A 17,651-nucleotide genomic window follows, 5' to 3' on the forward strand; every position below is an offset into this window, starting at 1 on the left:
GCAGTTGACTCAGCCCCTGTACTTCTTTAGCCGCCCAGATAGGCTTTACGAACTTCATCAGAAGCCAGCAATTCCTCCCCGGTTCCTGAAAGAACAATCTTTCCTGTTTCAAGAACATAACCGCGATCTGCAATTGACAAGGCCTTATTGGCGTTTTGCTCAATCAAAAGAACGGTTGTTCCTTGCTTTTGAATGTCTTGAATAATATCAAAAATTTCCTGAATAAAAATCGGTGCCAAGCCCATGGAAGGCTCATCCAGCAAAAGCAGCTTAGGCTGACTCATCAGAGCGCGCCCCATGGCCAGCATCTGCTGCTCACCGCCGGATAGAGTTGCTGCATCTTGGTTTTTACGTTCTTCCAAACGCGGGAAACGTTCAAAAACTCTCTTAAGACGTGCCTGATTGTCATCGCGGTTGCTGCTGAGAAAGGCACCCATTTCCAGATTTTCTAAAACGGTCAGCCCCGGAAAAACATGCCGTCCTTCCGGAACCTGAGAAAGGCCGGAAGAAACAATCTTGCGGGTTGCTGTCTTTTGAATTTCATTTCCCAAAAACTCGATTTTCCCTGAACTGGGGCGGACAAGGCCGGAAATTGTCCGCAGAATGGACGTTTTCCCTGCACCGTTAGCACCAATCAGAGAAACAACTTCTCCTTCGTTAACTTCAAAAGTAACGTCTTTCACTGCTTGGATGACGCCGTAATGAATAGATAGATTTTCAACTTTTAACATGGTCATCAGGCTTCACCTCCCAGATAAGCTTCAATAACACGCTTATTGTTTTTAATTTCCTGCGGCGTTCCGTGCGCAATCAAACGTCCGTATTCTAAAACATAGATACGTTCGGTAACGTCCATAACCAAACTCATATCATGTTCAATCAGCATGATAGTGATTTTAAAGTCCTCTTTAATCTGACGGATCAGCTCAGTTAACTCAGCAGTTTCCTGCGGATTCATACCGGCAGCAGGTTCATCAAGAAAGAGAATCTTGGGCTCTGTTGCAAGAGCACGCACAATCTCTAAGCGGCGCTGCTGACCGTAAGGAAGGTTTCTTGCCAATGTATGAGCATCTTTGTCCAGATTGAAAATCTTCAGCAGCTCGATTGCTCTTTCCTGTAATTTTTCTTCATTGGAATAAAATTTTGGCAGCCGCAGAAAGCTTGACAGTAAGTGGGGATTATGATTGTTTCCCATGCCTACCAGCACATTTTCAAGCACTGTCATGTCCTTAAACAGACGAATATTTTGGAAGGTCCGCGATAGCCCCAAAGATGCAATCTTGTAGGGTGCTTTCCCGTTTAAAAGCGTTCCGTCAAGGGTCACGCTTCCTTCACTGGGCTCATAAACCCCGGTCAAAAGATTAAAGAGGGTTGTTTTTCCCGCACCGTTAGGACCGATAAGCCCGACAAGTTCACCTTCATTGAGCTCCATCGTAACATCGCCGACAGCCGTCAGTCCGCCGAAATTCTTGGTTAAATTTTTTACATCAAGAAGTGCCATTATTTGCTGCCCTCCTTAGCTTTTTTAGAGAAAAGTTTTGAAAAACTGAATTCCCATGTACCTAGCAGGCCGCCCGGTCTAAAGACCATGACCAGAATAAGCGCCAAGGAATAAATAATCATGCGGATATCTGATACATTTTGCAGGAACATGTTTAACACACCGAGCACAACTGCCGCAACAATAGTTCCTGTAACAGATCCCAGACCGCCAAGAACAGCAACAATCAGAAAATCAATCGACTTCATGATTGTGAAATCTTTTGGTGCAACAGTTCCGATATAACCGACATAAAGCGAACCGGCAATACTTGAAATAACAGCGGCGAACATAAAGGTCAAAACCTTAATTTTAGTCGTATTGACACCCATAGACTCTGCAGCAATTTCGTCTTCACGAACTGCCAGAACTTCACGGCCAATCGGACTTCTCAGATAATTAAGAACCAAAATGGTAATCAAAACAACAAAGATAAAGACAACCGGCCAAGTCGTGTACTTCAGGATTCCCATAATGCCTCGGGAACCATTGGTCAGACTGCCGCCGTTTTCAATCAGCTTGCGGATAATCTCAGCTACACCTAGGGTTGCAATTGCCAAATAATCTCCCGTCAGACGCAGGGTCGGAATGCCAACGACCAAGGCAACAACAGCCGTCACCACCATCCCCACAAAAATGGATAGGTAAAAACCGGCATAGGTTGGCATTTGCGTTGTCAAAATAGCCGTTGCATAGGCTCCGATAGCCATAAATCCGGCCTGTCCCAAAGAAAGCTGACCGGAAAAGCCAAGAACCAGATTGGTTCCCAAAGCCATAATAATGCTGATTCCGATACCCATCAGAATTTGGGTATAATAAACATCAATGATACCGGCACTGATAAGAACGGATAAAAAGAGAAAGATGACAAGAACCAGCGCAAGCCAGCTTAAATTTGCTTTTAAATTTTTCTTCATTGCTTACACCTTCTCTTTCACATTTTTTCCTAAAATACCCGCTGGTCTTACCAAAAGAATAATGATAAGAACGGCATAAACTACAGCGTCTCTGTAACTTGCAAGTCCGATGGAAACAGAGAAAGTTTCCAAAAGGCCGATTAAGAAACCGCCTACAGCAGCACCTGGAATAATACCGATACCGCCCAGAACAGCAGCGACGAAAGCCTTAATACCCGGAACCATTCCCATCAAAGGATCCACAGAATTATAATAAAGGCCGATCAAAACACCGCCGGCACCCGCAAGAGCAGATCCCAAAGCAAATGTAAAGCTGATTGTGCTGTTAACATTAATCCCCATCAGCTGAGCTGCGTCACTGTCAACGGACACTGCCCGCATGGCTTTCCCCATTTTGGTCTTTTGGACAACAAACTGCAGAGCCAGCATGAGGAAAATTGAAACTCCCAGAATAATCAGCTGTATATTGGTGACACTGATTGGGCCAAAATTGTATTTGACAGTGGCAAGTGTCTGCGGAAAAGCATGTTTGTTGGCACCGACAAGGCGGACCATGCTGTATTCAAGAAAGAAAGAAACACCTATAGCTGTAATCAGAGCAGCAATCCGTGTTGAATTTCTCAGAGGTCTGTAAGCTAAAAACTCGATAACAACCCCCAAAACAGCTGTCAAAACCATCGTCAGTACGAGAGCCACAAAGAAATTCAGATGATACTGTGTAATAAGGAAGTAGCCGATGAAGGCCCCCATCATGTAAATATCTCCGTGGGCAAAGTTAATCAACTTGATAATTCCATAAACCATGGTATAACCAAGGGCTAACAGCGCATAAACACTCCCAAGGATAAGACCATTTATAAGTTGTTGGAGCATATAATTTTACCAAACTTTCTATAAATAAATAATATCTGGGAAGAAGGCTCCCCAGATTTTAATTGTTTAGGCTTAAGCCAGCCTTATTTGGCTTCAACAGCTGTTGCTGTAGATTCCTTACCGTCTTTAAGACCGACCATAACAGCAGATTTAACAGGATTGTGCTTCTTATCAATTGTCATCTTACCTGTTACACCTTCAAAGTTTTTCAGTTTAGCAAGTTTTTCTGCCATATCTTTTGATGTTTTGGCATCTTTTGCAGAATCAGCAATCATGTAAACTGAATCATAAGCCAAAGCGGCAAACATATTTGGTTCTTCACCGTATTTTGCCTTGTAAGCTTTTAAGAATTTTTCCGCCTTGCTCGTTAAATCAACTTTTGTTGAATAACCAGATACATAGTAAACATTGTTTGTATTAGCTGCACCGGCACCTTCAATATACTTAGCGTCATTGAATCCGTCAGGGCCTAAGATCGGCTGATTAAGTCCCATATCACGTGCCTGCTTGGTAATCAAACCAGTTTCAGTGTAGTAGCCGGGGATAACGATGGCATCAAAATCTTTTCCTTTGAATTTTGTAAGAGCTGCTTGGAAATCTTGGTCTTTCGCTTGGAAAGTATCTTCAACCGTAATCTTTCCTTTATATGCTTTCTTGAATGAATCGGCAATACCTTGAGCGTAGTCGCTTGATTTATCATAGTAAAGAGCAACCTTTTTAGCTTTCAGCGTATCTGTAGCATATTTTGAAATGATTTTCCCTTGGAAACTGTCTTGGAAAGTTGTACGGAAAACAAAATCCTGTACCTTGCCTTTGGAGTAAGTCAGGCTGTCTTGTGTTCCGGATGGTGTTACAAGCGGTACTGCAGCATCATTAGCATTTGGGCTGGCTGCAGCTGTCGCACCGGATGTTGCCGGACCTAAAATAGCATTGACCTTGCTTTGAGTTGCAAGATTGGTTGAAATGGTTGCCGCTTCGCCATTATCTGATTTATTATCCTTGGAGACAACTTCAAGCTTTTTGCCGTCAACACCGCCTGCCTTGTTGATTTCCTCAACAGCAAGATCAGCACCGTGTTTTTCAGCCTGTCCATAAGCCGCTACATCCCCTGACAGTTCAAGGTTGTAGCCGATTTTTACGGTATCTCCGATTTTATTGCCGGCAGCGCCTGATGAGCTGCCCGGTGCAGAACCACAAGCTGCAAGAACAGCTGCACTGACAAAAGAAAGAGCTGCTAGAGCCAATTTTTTCTTCATTGTTTTCTCCTTAAAATTATCTTAAATTATAGTCATCAATAAGAATACTGAATTATCTGAAAATTGTCAAGCATATTTTCTTATTTTTTGCAGACTGTCTTTACCGCAGCAAACTGCCGACAAAATCCTGATCAATATCATCTAAATGGGACGGAACAGCTTTTTTTACAAACTTAAGATTCTGAAGTTCTTCAATGACGGCATCAGCATCTCTTTGATCCACATAAATCACCAAATAGCGCATGCGGTGGGAATGGTAGAGTATATTTCCGTATTTGTTCAGTTTCCTGGCATCACGGTTGTAATACAGATAAACAACAATGCCTAATCGCTTCGTTTTTTCAAACATTTTCTTATCCTTCTTTGATGTTTTTTCCGCGCCCCATCTCATGGGGTGGCTTATGAGGTGCTAAGGGCAGTCCTGTATCGACAAAAATATCCGGTGAAATAGCTGCTGCTATCTTTTGAGACATCTCAGCTAAAACAGTCTGCAGGTCTACTTCAGCCCTCCTTAGAGCGACAATTTTATCATCGAGGTCCAGCTGCCGCTTTTGCCTCAGGACTTCTTTTTTTAACTGACTGACTTCCGGCCGGTATTTCCCAAAAGACTGCTGCCTGTCATAATCCTCTTTTAACTCCTGAAAAGCAGTGATTTTTGCTTGCAGGTCTTCATCTGATGAAACTGCTTTTGCAGCCGCCTTGTACGTCTTAACGGTTTCTAACTCTAAAAAAGCTGCAATCACATCATCAAGAGCTTCGTCTATAGCCAACAGCTGATCATCAATTTTTAACATAATGCCATTATATCAAAAAATTCCGGCTTCGTCTTTTCTCTTAAACCTGTCAGGCCTTTTCAACAAAAAACGGATGAGAGCCGCTAGGTTTGCTCTCATCCGTTTTTATTTTCTAAGAGAAGTCTTGCTGCAATCAGCCTTACTTCAGTTCATTATTTTCCATAATTTCATCGATGAAGCCGTATTTGAGGGTTTCTTCGGCATCCATCCAGTAGTCGCGTTCAGCATCTTTGTGAATCTGTTTAACGGTCTTGCCGGAGTTATCTGACAAAATCTTTTCCAGTTTCTTACGTGTTTTCAAGAGCTGTTCAGCAGCAATAGCCATATCTGTCTGCTGCGTACCGCCGCCTGTACCGCCCATTGGCTGGTGAATCAGATATTCAGCATTCGGTAACATGAAACGTTTGCCCTTGGTACCGCTGGATGCAATGATTGTTCCCATTGACGCTGCTATTCCCATAACAATGGTCTGAACGTCTGATTTGATGAAATTCATGGTATCAACAATTGCTAAACCAGCTGAAACAGAACCGCCCGGTGTATTAATATAAAGATAGATATCTTTGGTATTGTCCTGTGCATCCAGGAAAAGAAGCTGAGCAATGATGGAATTGGCCATATTGTCTTCTACCGGACCCGTCAGCATAATAATACGATCTTTTAAAAGACGTGAATAAATGTCATAAGAACGTTCTCCACGGCTTGTTTGTTCAATAACTACAGGAATCATAATTGTTTTTCTCCTTTAATTCAATCTTGGAGTTATTATATCTCATTGGTCAAAAAAGGTCAAATATTTACTTCCGATTTTTGAAACTTTTCTCTGCTCAGCAGTTTCAGCAGAAAATACAGGCAAGGCTGCCGAAAAAATCAACAGCCAGCCTGCTTTTTCCCTATTTTTATCAGAAAATTGCTGCTTACTTAGTTCCAAAAAGACGGTCGCCTGCATCCCCAAGACCCGGAACAATATAACCTTTTGCGTTGAGCTGTTCATCCAGAGCGGCTGTATAGATATCAATGTCCGGATGGGCTTCCTGCAGTTTTTTAACGCCTTCAGGTGCTGCAACCAAAGAGACAAACTTGATATTGGCTGCTCCGCGTTTTTTCAGAGAATCAATAGCCAAGACGGCTGAGCCGCCGGTAGCAAGCATCGGATCCACTACAAAAATCTGCCGCTGATCAATGTCCTCAGGAAGTTTTACCAGATACTCTACCGGCTCTAAGGTTTCTTCATCACGGTACATACCGATATGACCGACCTTAGCGGCCGGAACCAAACTTAAAAGACCGTCAACCATGCCAATACCGGCACGCAAAATGGGAACAATGGCCAGCTTTTTACCTGTCAGCTGTTTTTGAACCGTCTTTGTAATCGGTGTTTCTATTTCCACTTCTTCCAGTGGCAATTCGCGGGAAACTTCGTAACCCATAAGCATAGCAATCTCATTTACCAGTTCGCGAAAATGCTTGGTTGATGTATCTTCTCGCCGTAAAATAGAGAGTTTATGCTGAATCAGTGGATGCGAAATAACTTGAAATTTACCCATAGGAAAAACCGCCTTCTATTTATTTCTTTTTATTATAGCATAAAACCCACTAACTTTTGTGAAAAGTCAGCAGGCTTTTTCAGGATTGCCTCCATGGATACAGGGTTAATGTTTGAAAATACCTCTATTTTTACTAATGCAAGAGATAATAACCAAACAGACCAAGCAAAATGATGACACAGATAAATGAAATCACTCAGACTGAAGAAAAAGTCTATTTTCTCAAAAAGTAATATTTTGTTATGATACTTTCCTTAGGTAGCACGGACGGCAAAACCAAACGTCAACGCTATAGCTTTTGACTAGGTTTTGCATTAGATTGCCGTTAGAAATAGTATCGATTTCTAACGGCAATCGTCATAGCGACTTCCTTCGGAATTCCATACCTAGATTTTGAGCCTAGGCCTCAAAATCTCCGAGAGGCAGAAACTCAATGTTTCTGCCCCTTTTGCTACATCGGAAAGTATCGGATTAGGCTTTGATCATTTCTATATCATCTTACAAAAGCGAAAAGTGATACAATTCTATGATGAAATTTTAGAGAGAATTTAGTTTTGGGAGTTTGTCTACAACCTGATCACTATGTTTTTACTGCGGTAAGAAACAAGTGCCAGGACACAAAGAGCAAGCAAGACTAAAATGAACCGCATTATGCTCATAAACTAACATCACCTTTTCTAAAATTTGTGCTGATATTTTTTAATGAATTCAATATACACCTGCTTTGGTCAGTGCACCACCAAGCCAATTTATTATTTTTTACGATTCTTTAGATTTAAGAGCGTTAATACAAGCAGTGCTGTAATTGCTCCAACGATAAAGTACTCCATATTGATATCCTATCATAAATATTCATGGGCTAAGTAAGTCACCCCACCACCAATTGCGCCAGTTACAGCTCCTATAAATCCTTCTCCTACACCACATGCCACTGCCCCTGTTACAGTCCCTACACCAGGACAGACCGAGGTACCGCCAATTGCACCAGTATATATTCCATGAGCTGCTCCAGCAGCTGCTCCTCCAAGTCCGCCCACACTACTTGCATCGTTAAAAGGAGGTGCCGGTATTTTTTATCTGCTTAGCAGCTGTTTATTTTGGAAAAACTTTAGCTAAGCGCTCACAGGCTTCCTGCAAGACAGCTGTGGGAGCAGCGAGGTTGAGGCGGGCATGGCCTGCTCCTTCCTTGCCAAAGGTCGATCCGACATTGAGAATCAGCTTAGCTTCTTCTTTGATTTTTTGGTGGAGCTCCTCGTCTGATAAGTTATAGGCTGAGAAATCCAGCCATACGAGATAGGTTCCTTCTGGTTTCATGACCTTAATCTTAGTATGCTGCTCCAAATAGTCCGCGAGGAAATTGCTGTGCTTTTCCAGAAGCGCTTTTAATTCCGTCAGCCAGGGTTTGCCGTAACGAAAGGCGGTTTCTGTTGTTATAAGGCCGATCGTCGGCACTTCATGCTGATTATTGGCTAACTGCCGTTTCTTGAACTGAGCTCGCAATGCTGGATTTTCAATAATAGCAAAACTATTTTTCGTTCCGGCTACATTAAAGGTTTTAGTCGCACTGGAAAGAACCAGACTGAACTGCCCAAAGTCGCCGACGGTATTGATACTGTGGTGTTTATGACCAAACAGGGCTAAATCCTGATGGATCTCATCAGAAACAAGAATAACACCATACTTTTGGCACAGTTCAGCTACTTTTCGCAATTCTTCAGCTGTCCAGACCCGTCCTCCTGGATTATGGGGACTGCAGAAAAGATAAAGTTTGACCTGATGTTCTGCCATGTCTTTTTCTAATTGGGTAAAATCAATTTCAAAATGACCGTTTCTTTCCACCAAAGAATTTTCAATCAAGCGGCGGTTGTTGAGCTTGACAGAGCGGGCAAAGGGAGGATAAACCGGCGTATTGATGAGCACTGCGTCCTGCTCCTGGGTGAAAGCCTGAATGGCTACTGATATAGCAGGGACGACGCCTTCAATAAGGACAATAGCTTCCTTATCCACCTGATAGCCATGTTCTGTTTTTTCCCAATCCTGAATCGCTTCAACTACACCATCCCAAACATAAGGATAGCCGTAAACGCCAAAATCGGCATAGCGCTGAATAGCAGCCTGCATTTCTGGAAAAGCTAAAAAATCCATATCAGCCACCCATAAAGGCAGCAGATCCTTGTCCTTTTGGACTTCCTGCCATTTTACCGAATGCGTTTTGATGCGATCAGGTACTGTTGTAAAATCAAATTGACTCATTTTTATCTCCTATGCTTCTAAAACCGTTTTTAAATCATTAATTAAGTCTTCTGCGTCCTCAATTCCGATTGACAGCCGCAGCAAGTCATCCGTCAGACCATAAGAATGCCGGATATGAGCAGGTATATCCAAGTGTGTCTGCGTTGCTGGATAGGTAATCAGGCTTTCAATACCGCCTAAGCTTTCCGCAAAAGTAAAGACCTCCAGGCCGTTAATAATCTCCGGAATCCTGTCTTCGTCAGCTACTTTGAAAGAGACCATGCCAGCTTTGCCGGTATAGAAAACATCTTTGACTGCGGGTGATTGTTCCAAATAGGCTGCAATCGCCTTGGCATTTTGTGTTGACTTTTCCATGCGCAGTTTCAATGTTTTGAGCCCGCGCATAAGCAAGTATGCATCAAAGGGCGACAGCGTCGGTCCCGTAGTATTCTGGTCATAAAACAGTTTATCATAAATATCTTTATTGCTGGTCATCAAAACACCGGCTAAGACATCGTTGTGCCCAGACAGGTATTTGGTCGCCGAATGCAGGACAACATCAGCTCCCAAAGGGATGGGATTTTGATAAACAGGACTGTAAAAGGTATTATCAACAATCACTTTGGCACCGTGAGCATATGCAGTCTGGGCAATCTTTTTAATGTCAAATTCAACCATCAGCGGATTGGTCGGTGTTTCAATATAGACATAATCGGTGTCATCTGAAACAGCAGCGATCAGCTCATCTTCCCTATTGGCATAGGTAAAGGAAAATCTGCCCCTTTCTTCCTGCTCATTAAACCAACGAAAAGATCCGCCATACAAATCACGCGCGGCAACAATTTTGCTGCCGGCAGGAAAGCCATTAAAAAGCAAAACCAAGGCTGCCATACCAGATGCTGTCACTACAGCATAGTCTGCTTTTTCAATCTTAGCCAGCGTTTCTTCCAAGACAGCACGGGTAGGATTTTTGGTCCGCGTGTAATCAAAACCGGTAGACTGACCAAATTCCGGATGCCGGTAGGTCGTTGAAAAATGAAGGGGCGCAATCAAAGCGCCGGTTGTTTTATCTGTATTGATGCCTGCATGGGCTAAGATGGTTTCTAATTTATAATCTTTATCTTTGTCCGTCATAGTTTTTGCCTTTCAAACCTAATGAGTTTATTTTACCACTTATTCCTTGCTGCAGCGGTCTTTGCCGCTATTCTATTTCTTAATAGTCGGCTATAAAAAATAACTATAGCTGCGATGATACTCCTGTGACTGAGCAAAAAATCCCCCGTCAGCCTGAGCTGCCGGGGGATAAGAAGTTTAGATTATTCCAGATGCAGTTTTTGACGGAGAACCTGGGCTTTTTCTCCCAGCATCTTATCCAACAAGTGAGTCATAAGCCCTAAGATACCGTAGACAGCTATGCCTACGCAGCCTATCAGCAAAACATAGATAAGACTTGGCAGTCTGCCGCTGTCAGCTAAGAAAAGGCTAAGCAGCCAAGCAGAAACAGCAACAGCAAGGCTCATCAGAGCGGTTAAAATAAGCACTAACAGGCTTGTCCTTCTGACAGCCCTGCGGCTAAAGCCTGTAATCTTGTGAATGCGCAGATACATGAGCACAATAGGCACCAGCAAGGCAAGGCTTGTTGAAATAATCGGGCCGTATGCATGAAACAGATAAATCAAGGGAACCTGCAAAAGCAATTTGATGATGACCCCATAAGCAAAATATCTGATTGCTTTGCGATTTTCAAACAGAGCCTGCAGCATAGGCGCCAAAACAGTATAAATAGCTAAAATGACCGTCTGTAAAAGAGAGGCCGTAAACAAGCCCAAAGACTGCCCCTGCGGAATACCGTAAAAGACAGTATAGAGAGGCCTGGCCAAAATAACAGAACCAGCAATAGCCGGAATAATAAAGGCCATCAGCATTTGCAGATTGTTAACAACTAAACGAGCGGAAGCTCTTCTGTCCTTTTTGACAAAGTTTTCCGTCAACAAAGGGATACCGACACCGGCAATGGCTGTCGCAACCGCAATCAAAATCATGGTTACCTTGCCTGGATTGGTTGAGAAATAAGCAAACATCACCTTTAATTCTCTATTGGAATAGGCGGTAAAAAGAGCCATAGTATTGCCAAAGGTAAACTGGTCAATTAGCTTGAAAACCTGAATGGCCGATCCTGTGATGATAAAAGGAATGGCTTCCTTGATCGTTTCAATAAGAAGATCCTTGGTATCAATCACGATGCTGTCAGGCTTTTTGCCAAAGAGAACTGTCAGTAAGTCATTTTTCCACAGGAAATAAATGAGCACGGCAATACTGGCAAACATCCCTACAAAGGCAGCAAACGTGGACTGCGTGACAGCTTCGACATAATTGCCGGATCCCATTTTCATGATGAAAAAGGCCGTCAAAAGCATCCAGATGACACGGATAACCTGCTCAGCAATCTGGCTCATGGCATACGGTTTCAGATTGTTAAATCCTTGGAAAAAACCTCTAAGAACACTCATGGAAGGAAAGACGAGAACAGCCAGTGTCAGGCTTCTAAGAACCGGCACCAGATCTTTTCCTCCGCGGCTGAGGGAAGCAAAAAAAGGGGACCCCAAATACATGATGAGGGCAAAGATAAATCCTAACAGCAGCATAAAATGCAGGATTTTACGAACCAAATAGGTACTCTTTTGCGGATCTCCCAGCGTGTTGTACTTGGAAACCTGCTTGGCAACAGCAACCGGAATACCAACCGTTGAAATCAGCAAAAACAGGGCGTAAATCTCATAGCCCATTCCAAACAGGGCATTGGCTTCAGCCGCATATCTTCCCATCCAGGCATACCAGGGAATAATGTAGACAGCTCCCAGAAGGCGGCTGATGAAGTTGCCGGCAGTCAGCCAGGCAGTTCCGCGAACCATCTGCTCCTGCTGACTCATTTTAGTTTTCTTTTCGGACATAGATTTTCTTTCTAGTTTTTAATAAATTTATTATAAACTTTTGATTGGTACTTGTAAAACACTAACTTTAAGTCTACAATAAAAGGTATGATTACATTAAAGAAGACACTCAGTATTCTCAAAGATGACGGCAACTTTCGTGAAATTATTGACACAGAGCACTACCTGAATGATTATCCTGATTTCACTTTCAGCCATATCTCTTATGACAGCAGAGATGTTAGCAGCAGCACCCTCTTTTTTGCCAAAGGGCTTCATTTTAAAAAGGAATATCTTACAGCTGCCGTGCAAAAAGGGCTGCCTTTTTACCTTGCCCAAAAAGACTATCAGGTTGGCATTCCGGCCATTATCGTTAATGATATTAAAAAGGCTATGAGCCTTGTAGCTATGGCTTTTTACGGCAATCCTCAGGAAAAGTTAAAACTTCTTGCTTTTACCGGAACCAAGGGCAAGACAACCGCAGCTTATTTTGCCTATAACATACTAAAGCAAAGCCACCGTCCGGCCATGCTTTCAACCATGAATACAACACTTGACGGCCATACCTTTTTCAAATCTAAATTAACCACACCTGAAAGTCTGGATCTTTTTAAGATGATGGCTGAGGCTGTTGATAATGGAATGACCCATTTGATTATGGAAGTATCCAGCCAGGCCTATCTGACCGACAGAGTCTACGGTTTGACCTTTGATGTCGGAGTTTTTCTGAATATCAGTCCTGACCATATCGGACCGATTGAACATCCAAGCTTTGAAGATTATTTTTACCATAAGCGGCTCCTGCTTGAAAACAGCCGTTATGTCGTTGTCAACAGTCAGATGGATCATTTTGAACTTATCAAGGCCCAATTCGCTCACAAACCCCATGATTTTTACGGGCGCCAATCAAGCAATCAGATTGAAAACGCTCAGGCCTTTTCCTTTGATCTGACAGGAAAACTAAAAGGGCATTATGATATCCAGCTAATCGGTTCTTTTAATCAGGAAAATGCCTTAGCCGCAGGCCTTGCCTGTCTAGAGCTGGGAGCCAGTCTGCTTGATATTCAAAAAGGCATTGCCCAAACAAGAGTTCCCGGACGTATGGAAGTATTGACTCAAAGCAATGGCGCCAAGGTTTTTGTGGATTATGCGCACAACGGTGACAGCCTTGAAAAACTGCTGTCGGTTGTCGAAGAGCACCAAAAAGGCAAGCTGATTCTGATTCTTGGGGCTCCCGGAAACAAGGGAGAAAGCCGGCGTAAAGATTTCGGCCGCATCATCAATCAGCATCCTGACCTGACTGTGATTCTGACAGCCGACGATCCCAACAAGGAAGATCCTTTTGAGATCTGCCAGGAAATTGCAGGCCACATCAAACGTCCTGTAGATATTATTGTTGACCGCGAAAAAGCCATTCAAAAAGCTATGACTTTGACAGCTTCTGAAAAAGATGCTGTGATTATAGCAGGAAAGGGAGCTGATGCCTTTCAAATTGTCAACAATCAGCGCTCTGATTATGCTGGTGATATTGAGGTTGCCAAGACCTATCTTTGAGTTTTAAAAATCATCTGACATGGTTTAATAAGAATCATTTTAAGCAGTGATTTAAATGATTCTAAACAAGCAGCCGCTTCGTTAAAAAATTCCGATTACCTGTTTAAAAAGGCTTTTTTAAGCCTTTTTTCTATGCTATAATAGTCATAATTTTGAAGAAAGGAGGCTAAACATGTCTGATGTTCGTGCTGAATCCATTCAGGTTGCTTATGATCAAACGGTTGTGATTGATGATTTATCACTGCAGATTCCTCATCAAAAAATCACAACCATCATCGGTGCCAATGGCTGCGGCAAATCAACCTTATTAAAGGCTCTGACCCGCATTCAGGCCATCAACAAGGGACAGATTCTTCTTGACGGTCAAGCCATCGCACAGCTCCCGACCAAAGAAGTAGCCAAAAAACTGGCCCTGCTTCCTCAGGTTTTAGAAGCAACCGAAGGGATTTCAGTCTATGAATTAATCTCATACGGAAGATTTCCTCATCAAAAATATCTGGGAAATCTTACTAAGCACGATAGGGATAAAATCCACTGGGCTATGGAAGTCACTAAAGTTGTGGAATTCGCTAAACTTGATGTTGACAGTCTTTCCGGCGGTCAAAGGCAGCGTGTCTGGATTGCCATGGCACTCGCCCAAGATACCGATACGATTTTTCTTGACGAGCCGACGACTTACCTTGATATGAACCATCAGCTGGAGATTTTAGAGCTCCTGCAAAGGCTCAACCGTCAAACGCAAAAAACAATTGTTATGGTTTTGCACGACTTAAACTTATCCGCCCGGTTTTCTGACTGCCTTGTTGCTATGAAAAACGGCAGCATCAAGTATCAGGGAGAGGTCAAAGAAATAATGACTGCTCCTGTTTTAAGAGATATTTTTCAAATCGATGCTCAGATTATTGAAGACCCTATCCACAAACGCCCTGTTCTGCTGACTTATCAGCTAATATAGATTTTTAGGAGACAATACATGAACTTTAAAAAAGTTTTCGCCCTTTTGATGACATTCGCTGCTGCACTTATCCTTGCTGCCTGCGGCAATACTTCAAAATCATCCGATAAAGCTGCTGTTTCCAGCATGCCTAAAATTTCCGGTGTTACTTATTACGGCAAGGTGCCTCAGTCACCCAAGCGCGTGGTCAGCATCACCTCTACCTACACCGGTTATCTTTTGAAACTCGATCAAAATCTTGTCGGCGTTTCATCTTATGATAAGAAAAATCCTGTTCTTAAAGATAAGGTTAAAAAAGCCAAGCAAGTAACCTCATCAGACCTTGAAGCTATTGCTGCTCTCAAGCCTGATTTAATCGTGGTCGGCTCAACCGAAGAAAAAATTGACCAATTAAAGGAAATTGCTCCTGTTATTTCCATCGAATACGGCAAGCGCAATTACCTTGATGTTTTCTCTGACTTTGGCAGAATTTTCAATAAAGAAAAAGAGACCAAACAATGGCGCACTGCCTGGAAAGTAAAGACCGCCAAAGCCAAGAAAAAACTGACCGAAGCTGTTGGCAGCGACGCTAAATTTACGGTTATGGGACTCTTTGAAAAGGAAATCTATCTTTTCGGCAATAATTGGGGCCGCGGCGGTGAAGTGATCTACCAAGCCCTCGGTTTTAAAGCACCTGACAAGGTCGCTAAAGAAGTCTTCCCGGAAGGCTACCTGTCCGCTTCACAGGAAGTCATCGGCGACTATATTGATGATTATGTCATTGTTGCCGCAGAGGATAAAAAAACAGGCGCATCGCTCTATGAAAGCGATCTCTGGAAAAATATTCCTGCGGTCAAAAAAGGCCATGTTATCAAGGTTAACGCCAATGCCTTTTACTTTAGCGATCCGATGACACTTGAGTATGAACTGAAGACTCTCCAAAAGGGCATTTTAAAAGCGGCTCAATGAGGTTGAAATGCTTATGAAATCAGTTGCTCAAGAAGATAAGCCAAAGAATTTTTGGCTTGTTTTTTTCGTTATTTTACTCCTTTTTATCAGCGGCTTATACTGCAGCTTGAAATTCGGTGCTGTCAGCTATTCAAATGAAGCCTTGATAAAAACGTTGAGTCACCCTCTTACCTCATCTGCTGTGCAGGATGTCCTTATTGATGTCAGAGTTCCGCGAATCGTTGCAGCCCTTCTGGTTGGAGCTGCTATGGCAATTGCCGGCAGTATCATGCAGGGAGTAACCAGAAATCCAATTGCGGATCCCGGACTGCTCGGTATCAATGCCGGAGCGGGACTGGCCTTGGTCATCGGCTATGCTTTTTTCAGGCATTTGCACTATAGTGTTATTCTGCTCATTTGTTTGCTGGGAGCAGGGGCTGCAGCTGTTCTTGTTTTTTCCTTGTCCTATACGCCCCAAAAAGGCTACAATCAGCTGCGCTTGATCTTAGCTGGAGCCATGATCTCAACACTGTTCAATGCTTTTGGTCAAGCCATTACGATTTACTTCAATTTATCAACAGCCATTGTCGGCTGGCAGGCCGGCGGCTTGGTCGCTACCAATTGGGCTATGATTCGAATTATCGCTCCCTTTATCCTTATCGGTTTGGTCTTAGCACAGTTTTTCTCCCATCAGCTGACTGTTTTAAGCCTCAACGAAACGGTAGCCAAAGCACTGGGGCAAAGAACCTTTTTAATGACGCTGTTCCTCTTGGGAATTGTCCTGCTTCTGTCTGCCTCTGCTGTTGCCTTGGTCGGCTCTGTTGCTTTCGTTGGCCTGATTATCCCCCACTTCATCCGAATGTTTATCGGCAGAAATTACCGCTATCTTCTCCCTTTGACAGCCTTTTTAGGAGCTGTTTTCATGCTTTGGGCAGATCTGGTCTGCCGAACGGTCAATCCCGGCTATGAAACCCCCTTAAGTGCTGTTATCAGTATTATCGGCCTTCCTTGCTTTTTATGGCTGATTAGAAGGGGGCAGCATTTATGAAAAAACAGCTGCAGACAAAGCAGATTTTCATGCTGCTGATCCTTTTGCTTCTGATACTGACAGTTATGTCCCTCACTATCGGAGAGAGCAGCTTTTCTGCTTTTGAGGTGCTAAGTGCTTTGCTGGGGCAAGCCGACAGTGCTTTGACGATGATTATTGTTAAAGTCCGGCTGCCCAGAGTCCTTGTTGCTCTGCTGGCAGGTGCTTCCTTAGCTTTAAGCGGTATGCTTTTACAAACACTGACGCATAATCCCTTAGCCGATTCAGGCATTTTAGGTATCAATACTGGTGCCGGAATGGTCATTACCTTGACTATTTCCTATTTTAATATCGAAAGTCATTTGGTTATCAGTTTTTTACCAGTAATTGCTATGTTAGGTGGTTGCTTGACTATCTTACTCGTTTATTTCATAGCACGCAAGAAAAATAATAATATCAGCCCTGCCCGTCTTATCATCACGGGAGTTGGTGTCTCTACCATGCTGTCAAGAACCATGGTTTCTATTGTCGGCAGTATTGATCGCTACAAGGTAGATTATATTATCAGCTGGCTGAGCGGCCGCTTCAGCGGTGACAACTGGACAACCTTAGCAATCCTCTCTCCTTTCTTACTGCTTCTTTGGGCAGTCAGCTGCAGCCGCAGCCAGACCCTCAATATTATGAGTTTAAACGATCACACAGCTCTGGCACTGGGCTTAAAGCTGCAAAGAGAACGTCTGATAACGCTGATTCTGGCTACAAGTCTAGCAGCCCTCAGTGTTATATTAGTCGGCAACATCACTTTTATCGGCCTAGTTGCAGGGCATATCACAAGAAGAATTCTGGGGAATAACCACTTTGTCAGCCTGCCAGGTGCCATGCTGGTCGGAATGATTATTTTGCTTCTTGCGGATACCATTGGACGTGTTTTTCTGATTGGTACAGGTATTCCGACAGGACTTATCGTCTCTGTTTTAGGAGCTCCTTATTTTCTTTATTTGATGACAAAGGCTGACGTGCACAGTTAAGATAATCAACAATTAATTACTAAAAAATAAGCGGAACAGACAGCTCTAGCAACTGTTTGATCCGCTTATTT

Annotated in this window: 17 protein-coding genes; 5 read left to right on the plus strand and 12 right to left on the minus strand. The window is 43.1% G+C overall.

The window, feature by feature from the left end; genetic code table 11:
• Positions 1-26: 26 nt before the first annotated feature.
• The 12 genes from AC4HAF_RS06610 to AC4HAF_RS06665 all read right to left on the minus strand — a co-directional run bounded on the left by AC4HAF_RS06610 (position 27) and on the right by AC4HAF_RS06665 (position 12,110).
• Positions 27-737 carry an ABC transporter ATP-binding protein gene (locus tag AC4HAF_RS06610; protein ID WP_491091018.1) on the minus strand — a complete coding sequence of 237 codons (711 nt, stop codon included), beginning with the start codon at positions 735-737 and terminating at the stop codon, positions 27-29.
• Positions 737-1,501 (minus strand): ABC transporter ATP-binding protein, encoded by a 765-nt coding sequence (locus AC4HAF_RS06615; RefSeq protein ID WP_491091019.1) that lies wholly within the window; start codon positions 1,499-1,501, stop codon positions 737-739. Before AC4HAF_RS06615 ends, AC4HAF_RS06610 begins: the two co-directional genes overlap by 1 nt.
• Entirely contained in the window at positions 1,501-2,457 is a 957-nt protein-coding gene (locus tag AC4HAF_RS06620; RefSeq protein ID WP_491097152.1) for a branched-chain amino acid ABC transporter permease, read from the minus strand. The genes AC4HAF_RS06615 and AC4HAF_RS06620 overlap by 1 nt, the downstream gene beginning before the upstream one ends.
• 3 nt (positions 2,458-2,460) lie before the next feature.
• Positions 2,461-3,330, minus strand: coding sequence for a branched-chain amino acid ABC transporter permease (locus tag AC4HAF_RS06625; RefSeq protein WP_491091021.1), 870 nt, complete (start codon positions 3,328-3,330; stop codon positions 2,461-2,463).
• Positions 3,331-3,413: 83 nt separating this feature from the next.
• A complete protein-coding gene (locus AC4HAF_RS06630; protein WP_491091022.1) occupies positions 3,414-4,586 on the minus strand; it encodes an ABC transporter substrate-binding protein in 1,173 nt (390 codons plus the stop codon).
• A gap of 100 nt (positions 4,587-4,686) precedes the next feature.
• Positions 4,687-4,935 (minus strand): YlbG family protein, encoded by a 249-nt coding sequence (locus tag AC4HAF_RS06635; protein ID WP_491091023.1) that lies wholly within the window; start codon positions 4,933-4,935, stop codon positions 4,687-4,689.
• A gap of 4 nt (positions 4,936-4,939) precedes the next feature.
• A complete protein-coding gene (locus AC4HAF_RS06640) occupies positions 4,940-5,380 on the minus strand; it encodes a YlbF/YmcA family competence regulator (protein ID WP_491097153.1) in 441 nt (146 codons plus the stop codon).
• Positions 5,381-5,519: 139 nt separating this feature from the next.
• Positions 5,520-6,110, minus strand: a complete 591-nt coding sequence (clpP, locus tag AC4HAF_RS06645; RefSeq protein ID WP_491091027.1) for an ATP-dependent Clp protease proteolytic subunit ClpP — start codon at positions 6,108-6,110, stop codon at positions 5,520-5,522.
• 187 nt (positions 6,111-6,297) lie between these two features.
• A complete protein-coding gene (gene upp / locus AC4HAF_RS06650; RefSeq protein ID WP_491097154.1) occupies positions 6,298-6,927 on the minus strand; it encodes a uracil phosphoribosyltransferase in 630 nt (209 codons plus the stop codon).
• 1,092 nt (positions 6,928-8,019) lie between these two features.
• Positions 8,020-9,180 carry a MalY/PatB family protein gene (locus AC4HAF_RS06655; protein ID WP_491097155.1) on the minus strand — a complete coding sequence of 387 codons (1,161 nt, stop codon included), beginning with the start codon at positions 9,178-9,180 and terminating at the stop codon, positions 8,020-8,022.
• Between the two features lie 9 nt (positions 9,181-9,189).
• Positions 9,190-10,293, minus strand: a complete 1,104-nt coding sequence (locus tag AC4HAF_RS06660; protein ID WP_491097156.1) for a cystathionine gamma-synthase — start codon at positions 10,291-10,293, stop codon at positions 9,190-9,192.
• Positions 10,294-10,475: 182 nt separating this feature from the next.
• A complete protein-coding gene (locus AC4HAF_RS06665) occupies positions 10,476-12,110 on the minus strand; it encodes a putative polysaccharide biosynthesis protein (protein WP_491097157.1) in 1,635 nt (544 codons plus the stop codon).
• Between the two features lie 87 nt (positions 12,111-12,197).
• Between AC4HAF_RS06665 and AC4HAF_RS06670 the strand changes: the two genes are divergently transcribed.
• From AC4HAF_RS06670 to AC4HAF_RS06690, 5 genes are all read left to right on the plus strand, one after another.
• Positions 12,198-13,643: a UDP-N-acetylmuramoyl-L-alanyl-D-glutamate--L-lysine ligase gene (locus AC4HAF_RS06670; RefSeq protein ID WP_491097158.1), complete on the plus strand. Its 1,446-nt coding sequence runs from the start codon at positions 12,198-12,200 to the stop codon at positions 13,641-13,643.
• Positions 13,644-13,815: 172 nt separating this feature from the next.
• Complete coding sequence (locus tag AC4HAF_RS06675; RefSeq protein WP_491097159.1) at positions 13,816-14,598, plus strand: ABC transporter ATP-binding protein; 783 nt, start codon at positions 13,816-13,818, stop codon at positions 14,596-14,598.
• Between the two features lie 18 nt (positions 14,599-14,616).
• The gene (locus AC4HAF_RS06680; RefSeq protein WP_491097160.1) at positions 14,617-15,546 is read left to right on the plus strand and encodes an ABC transporter substrate-binding protein; all 930 of its coding nucleotides are present in this window, start codon (positions 14,617-14,619) and stop codon (positions 15,544-15,546) included.
• A gap of 7 nt (positions 15,547-15,553) precedes the next feature.
• Positions 15,554-16,573, plus strand: coding sequence for a FecCD family ABC transporter permease (locus AC4HAF_RS06685; RefSeq protein WP_491097161.1), 1,020 nt, complete (start codon positions 15,554-15,556; stop codon positions 16,571-16,573).
• Complete coding sequence (locus tag AC4HAF_RS06690; protein ID WP_491097162.1) at positions 16,570-17,580, plus strand: FecCD family ABC transporter permease; 1,011 nt, start codon at positions 16,570-16,572, stop codon at positions 17,578-17,580. The genes AC4HAF_RS06685 and AC4HAF_RS06690 overlap by 4 nt, the downstream gene beginning before the upstream one ends.
• The last annotated feature ends 71 nt before the right edge of the window (positions 17,581-17,651 follow it).

This window comes from Streptococcus sp. ELY_90, assembly GCF_058314475.1.

What these genes read in the sequence shown, in the direction of transcription:
- AC4HAF_RS06685 (WP_491097161.1), top strand. Translation starts at nt 15,554, where the DNA reads ATGCTTATGAAATCAGTTGCTCAAGAAGATAAGCCAAAGAATTTTTGG.
- AC4HAF_RS06680 (WP_491097160.1), top strand. Translation starts at nt 14,617, where the DNA reads ATGAACTTTAAAAAAGTTTTCGCCCTTTTGATGACATTCGCTGCTGCA.
- AC4HAF_RS06630 (WP_491091022.1), bottom strand. Translation starts at nt 4,586, where the DNA reads ATGAAGAAAAAATTGGCTCTAGCAGCTCTTTCTTTTGTCAGTGCAGCT.
- AC4HAF_RS06690 (WP_491097162.1), top strand. Translation starts at nt 16,570, where the DNA reads ATGAAAAAACAGCTGCAGACAAAGCAGATTTTCATGCTGCTGATCCTT.
- AC4HAF_RS06640 (WP_491097153.1), bottom strand. Translation starts at nt 5,380, where the DNA reads ATGTTAAAAATTGATGATCAGCTGTTGGCTATAGACGAAGCTCTTGAT.
- AC4HAF_RS06655 (WP_491097155.1), bottom strand. Translation starts at nt 9,180, where the DNA reads ATGAGTCAATTTGATTTTACAACAGTACCTGATCGCATCAAAACGCAT.
- AC4HAF_RS06620 (WP_491097152.1), bottom strand. Translation starts at nt 2,457, where the DNA reads ATGAAGAAAAATTTAAAAGCAAATTTAAGCTGGCTTGCGCTGGTTCTT.
- AC4HAF_RS06635 (WP_491091023.1), bottom strand. Translation starts at nt 4,935, where the DNA reads ATGTTTGAAAAAACGAAGCGATTAGGCATTGTTGTTTATCTGTATTAC.
- AC4HAF_RS06610 (WP_491091018.1), bottom strand. Translation starts at nt 737, where the DNA reads ATGACCATGTTAAAAGTTGAAAATCTATCTATTCATTACGGCGTCATC.
- upp (WP_491097154.1), bottom strand. Translation starts at nt 6,927, where the DNA reads ATGGGTAAATTTCAAGTTATTTCGCATCCACTGATTCAGCATAAACTC.
- AC4HAF_RS06615 (WP_491091019.1), bottom strand. Translation starts at nt 1,501, where the DNA reads ATGGCACTTCTTGATGTAAAAAATTTAACCAAGAATTTCGGCGGACTG.
- AC4HAF_RS06670 (WP_491097158.1), top strand. Translation starts at nt 12,198, where the DNA reads ATGATTACATTAAAGAAGACACTCAGTATTCTCAAAGATGACGGCAAC.
- AC4HAF_RS06665 (WP_491097157.1), bottom strand. Translation starts at nt 12,110, where the DNA reads ATGTCCGAAAAGAAAACTAAAATGAGTCAGCAGGAGCAGATGGTTCGC.
- AC4HAF_RS06660 (WP_491097156.1), bottom strand. Translation starts at nt 10,293, where the DNA reads ATGACGGACAAAGATAAAGATTATAAATTAGAAACCATCTTAGCCCAT.
- AC4HAF_RS06625 (WP_491091021.1), bottom strand. Translation starts at nt 3,330, where the DNA reads ATGCTCCAACAACTTATAAATGGTCTTATCCTTGGGAGTGTTTATGCG.
- clpP (WP_491091027.1), bottom strand. Translation starts at nt 6,110, where the DNA reads ATGATTCCTGTAGTTATTGAACAAACAAGCCGTGGAGAACGTTCTTAT.
- AC4HAF_RS06675 (WP_491097159.1), top strand. Translation starts at nt 13,816, where the DNA reads ATGTCTGATGTTCGTGCTGAATCCATTCAGGTTGCTTATGATCAAACG.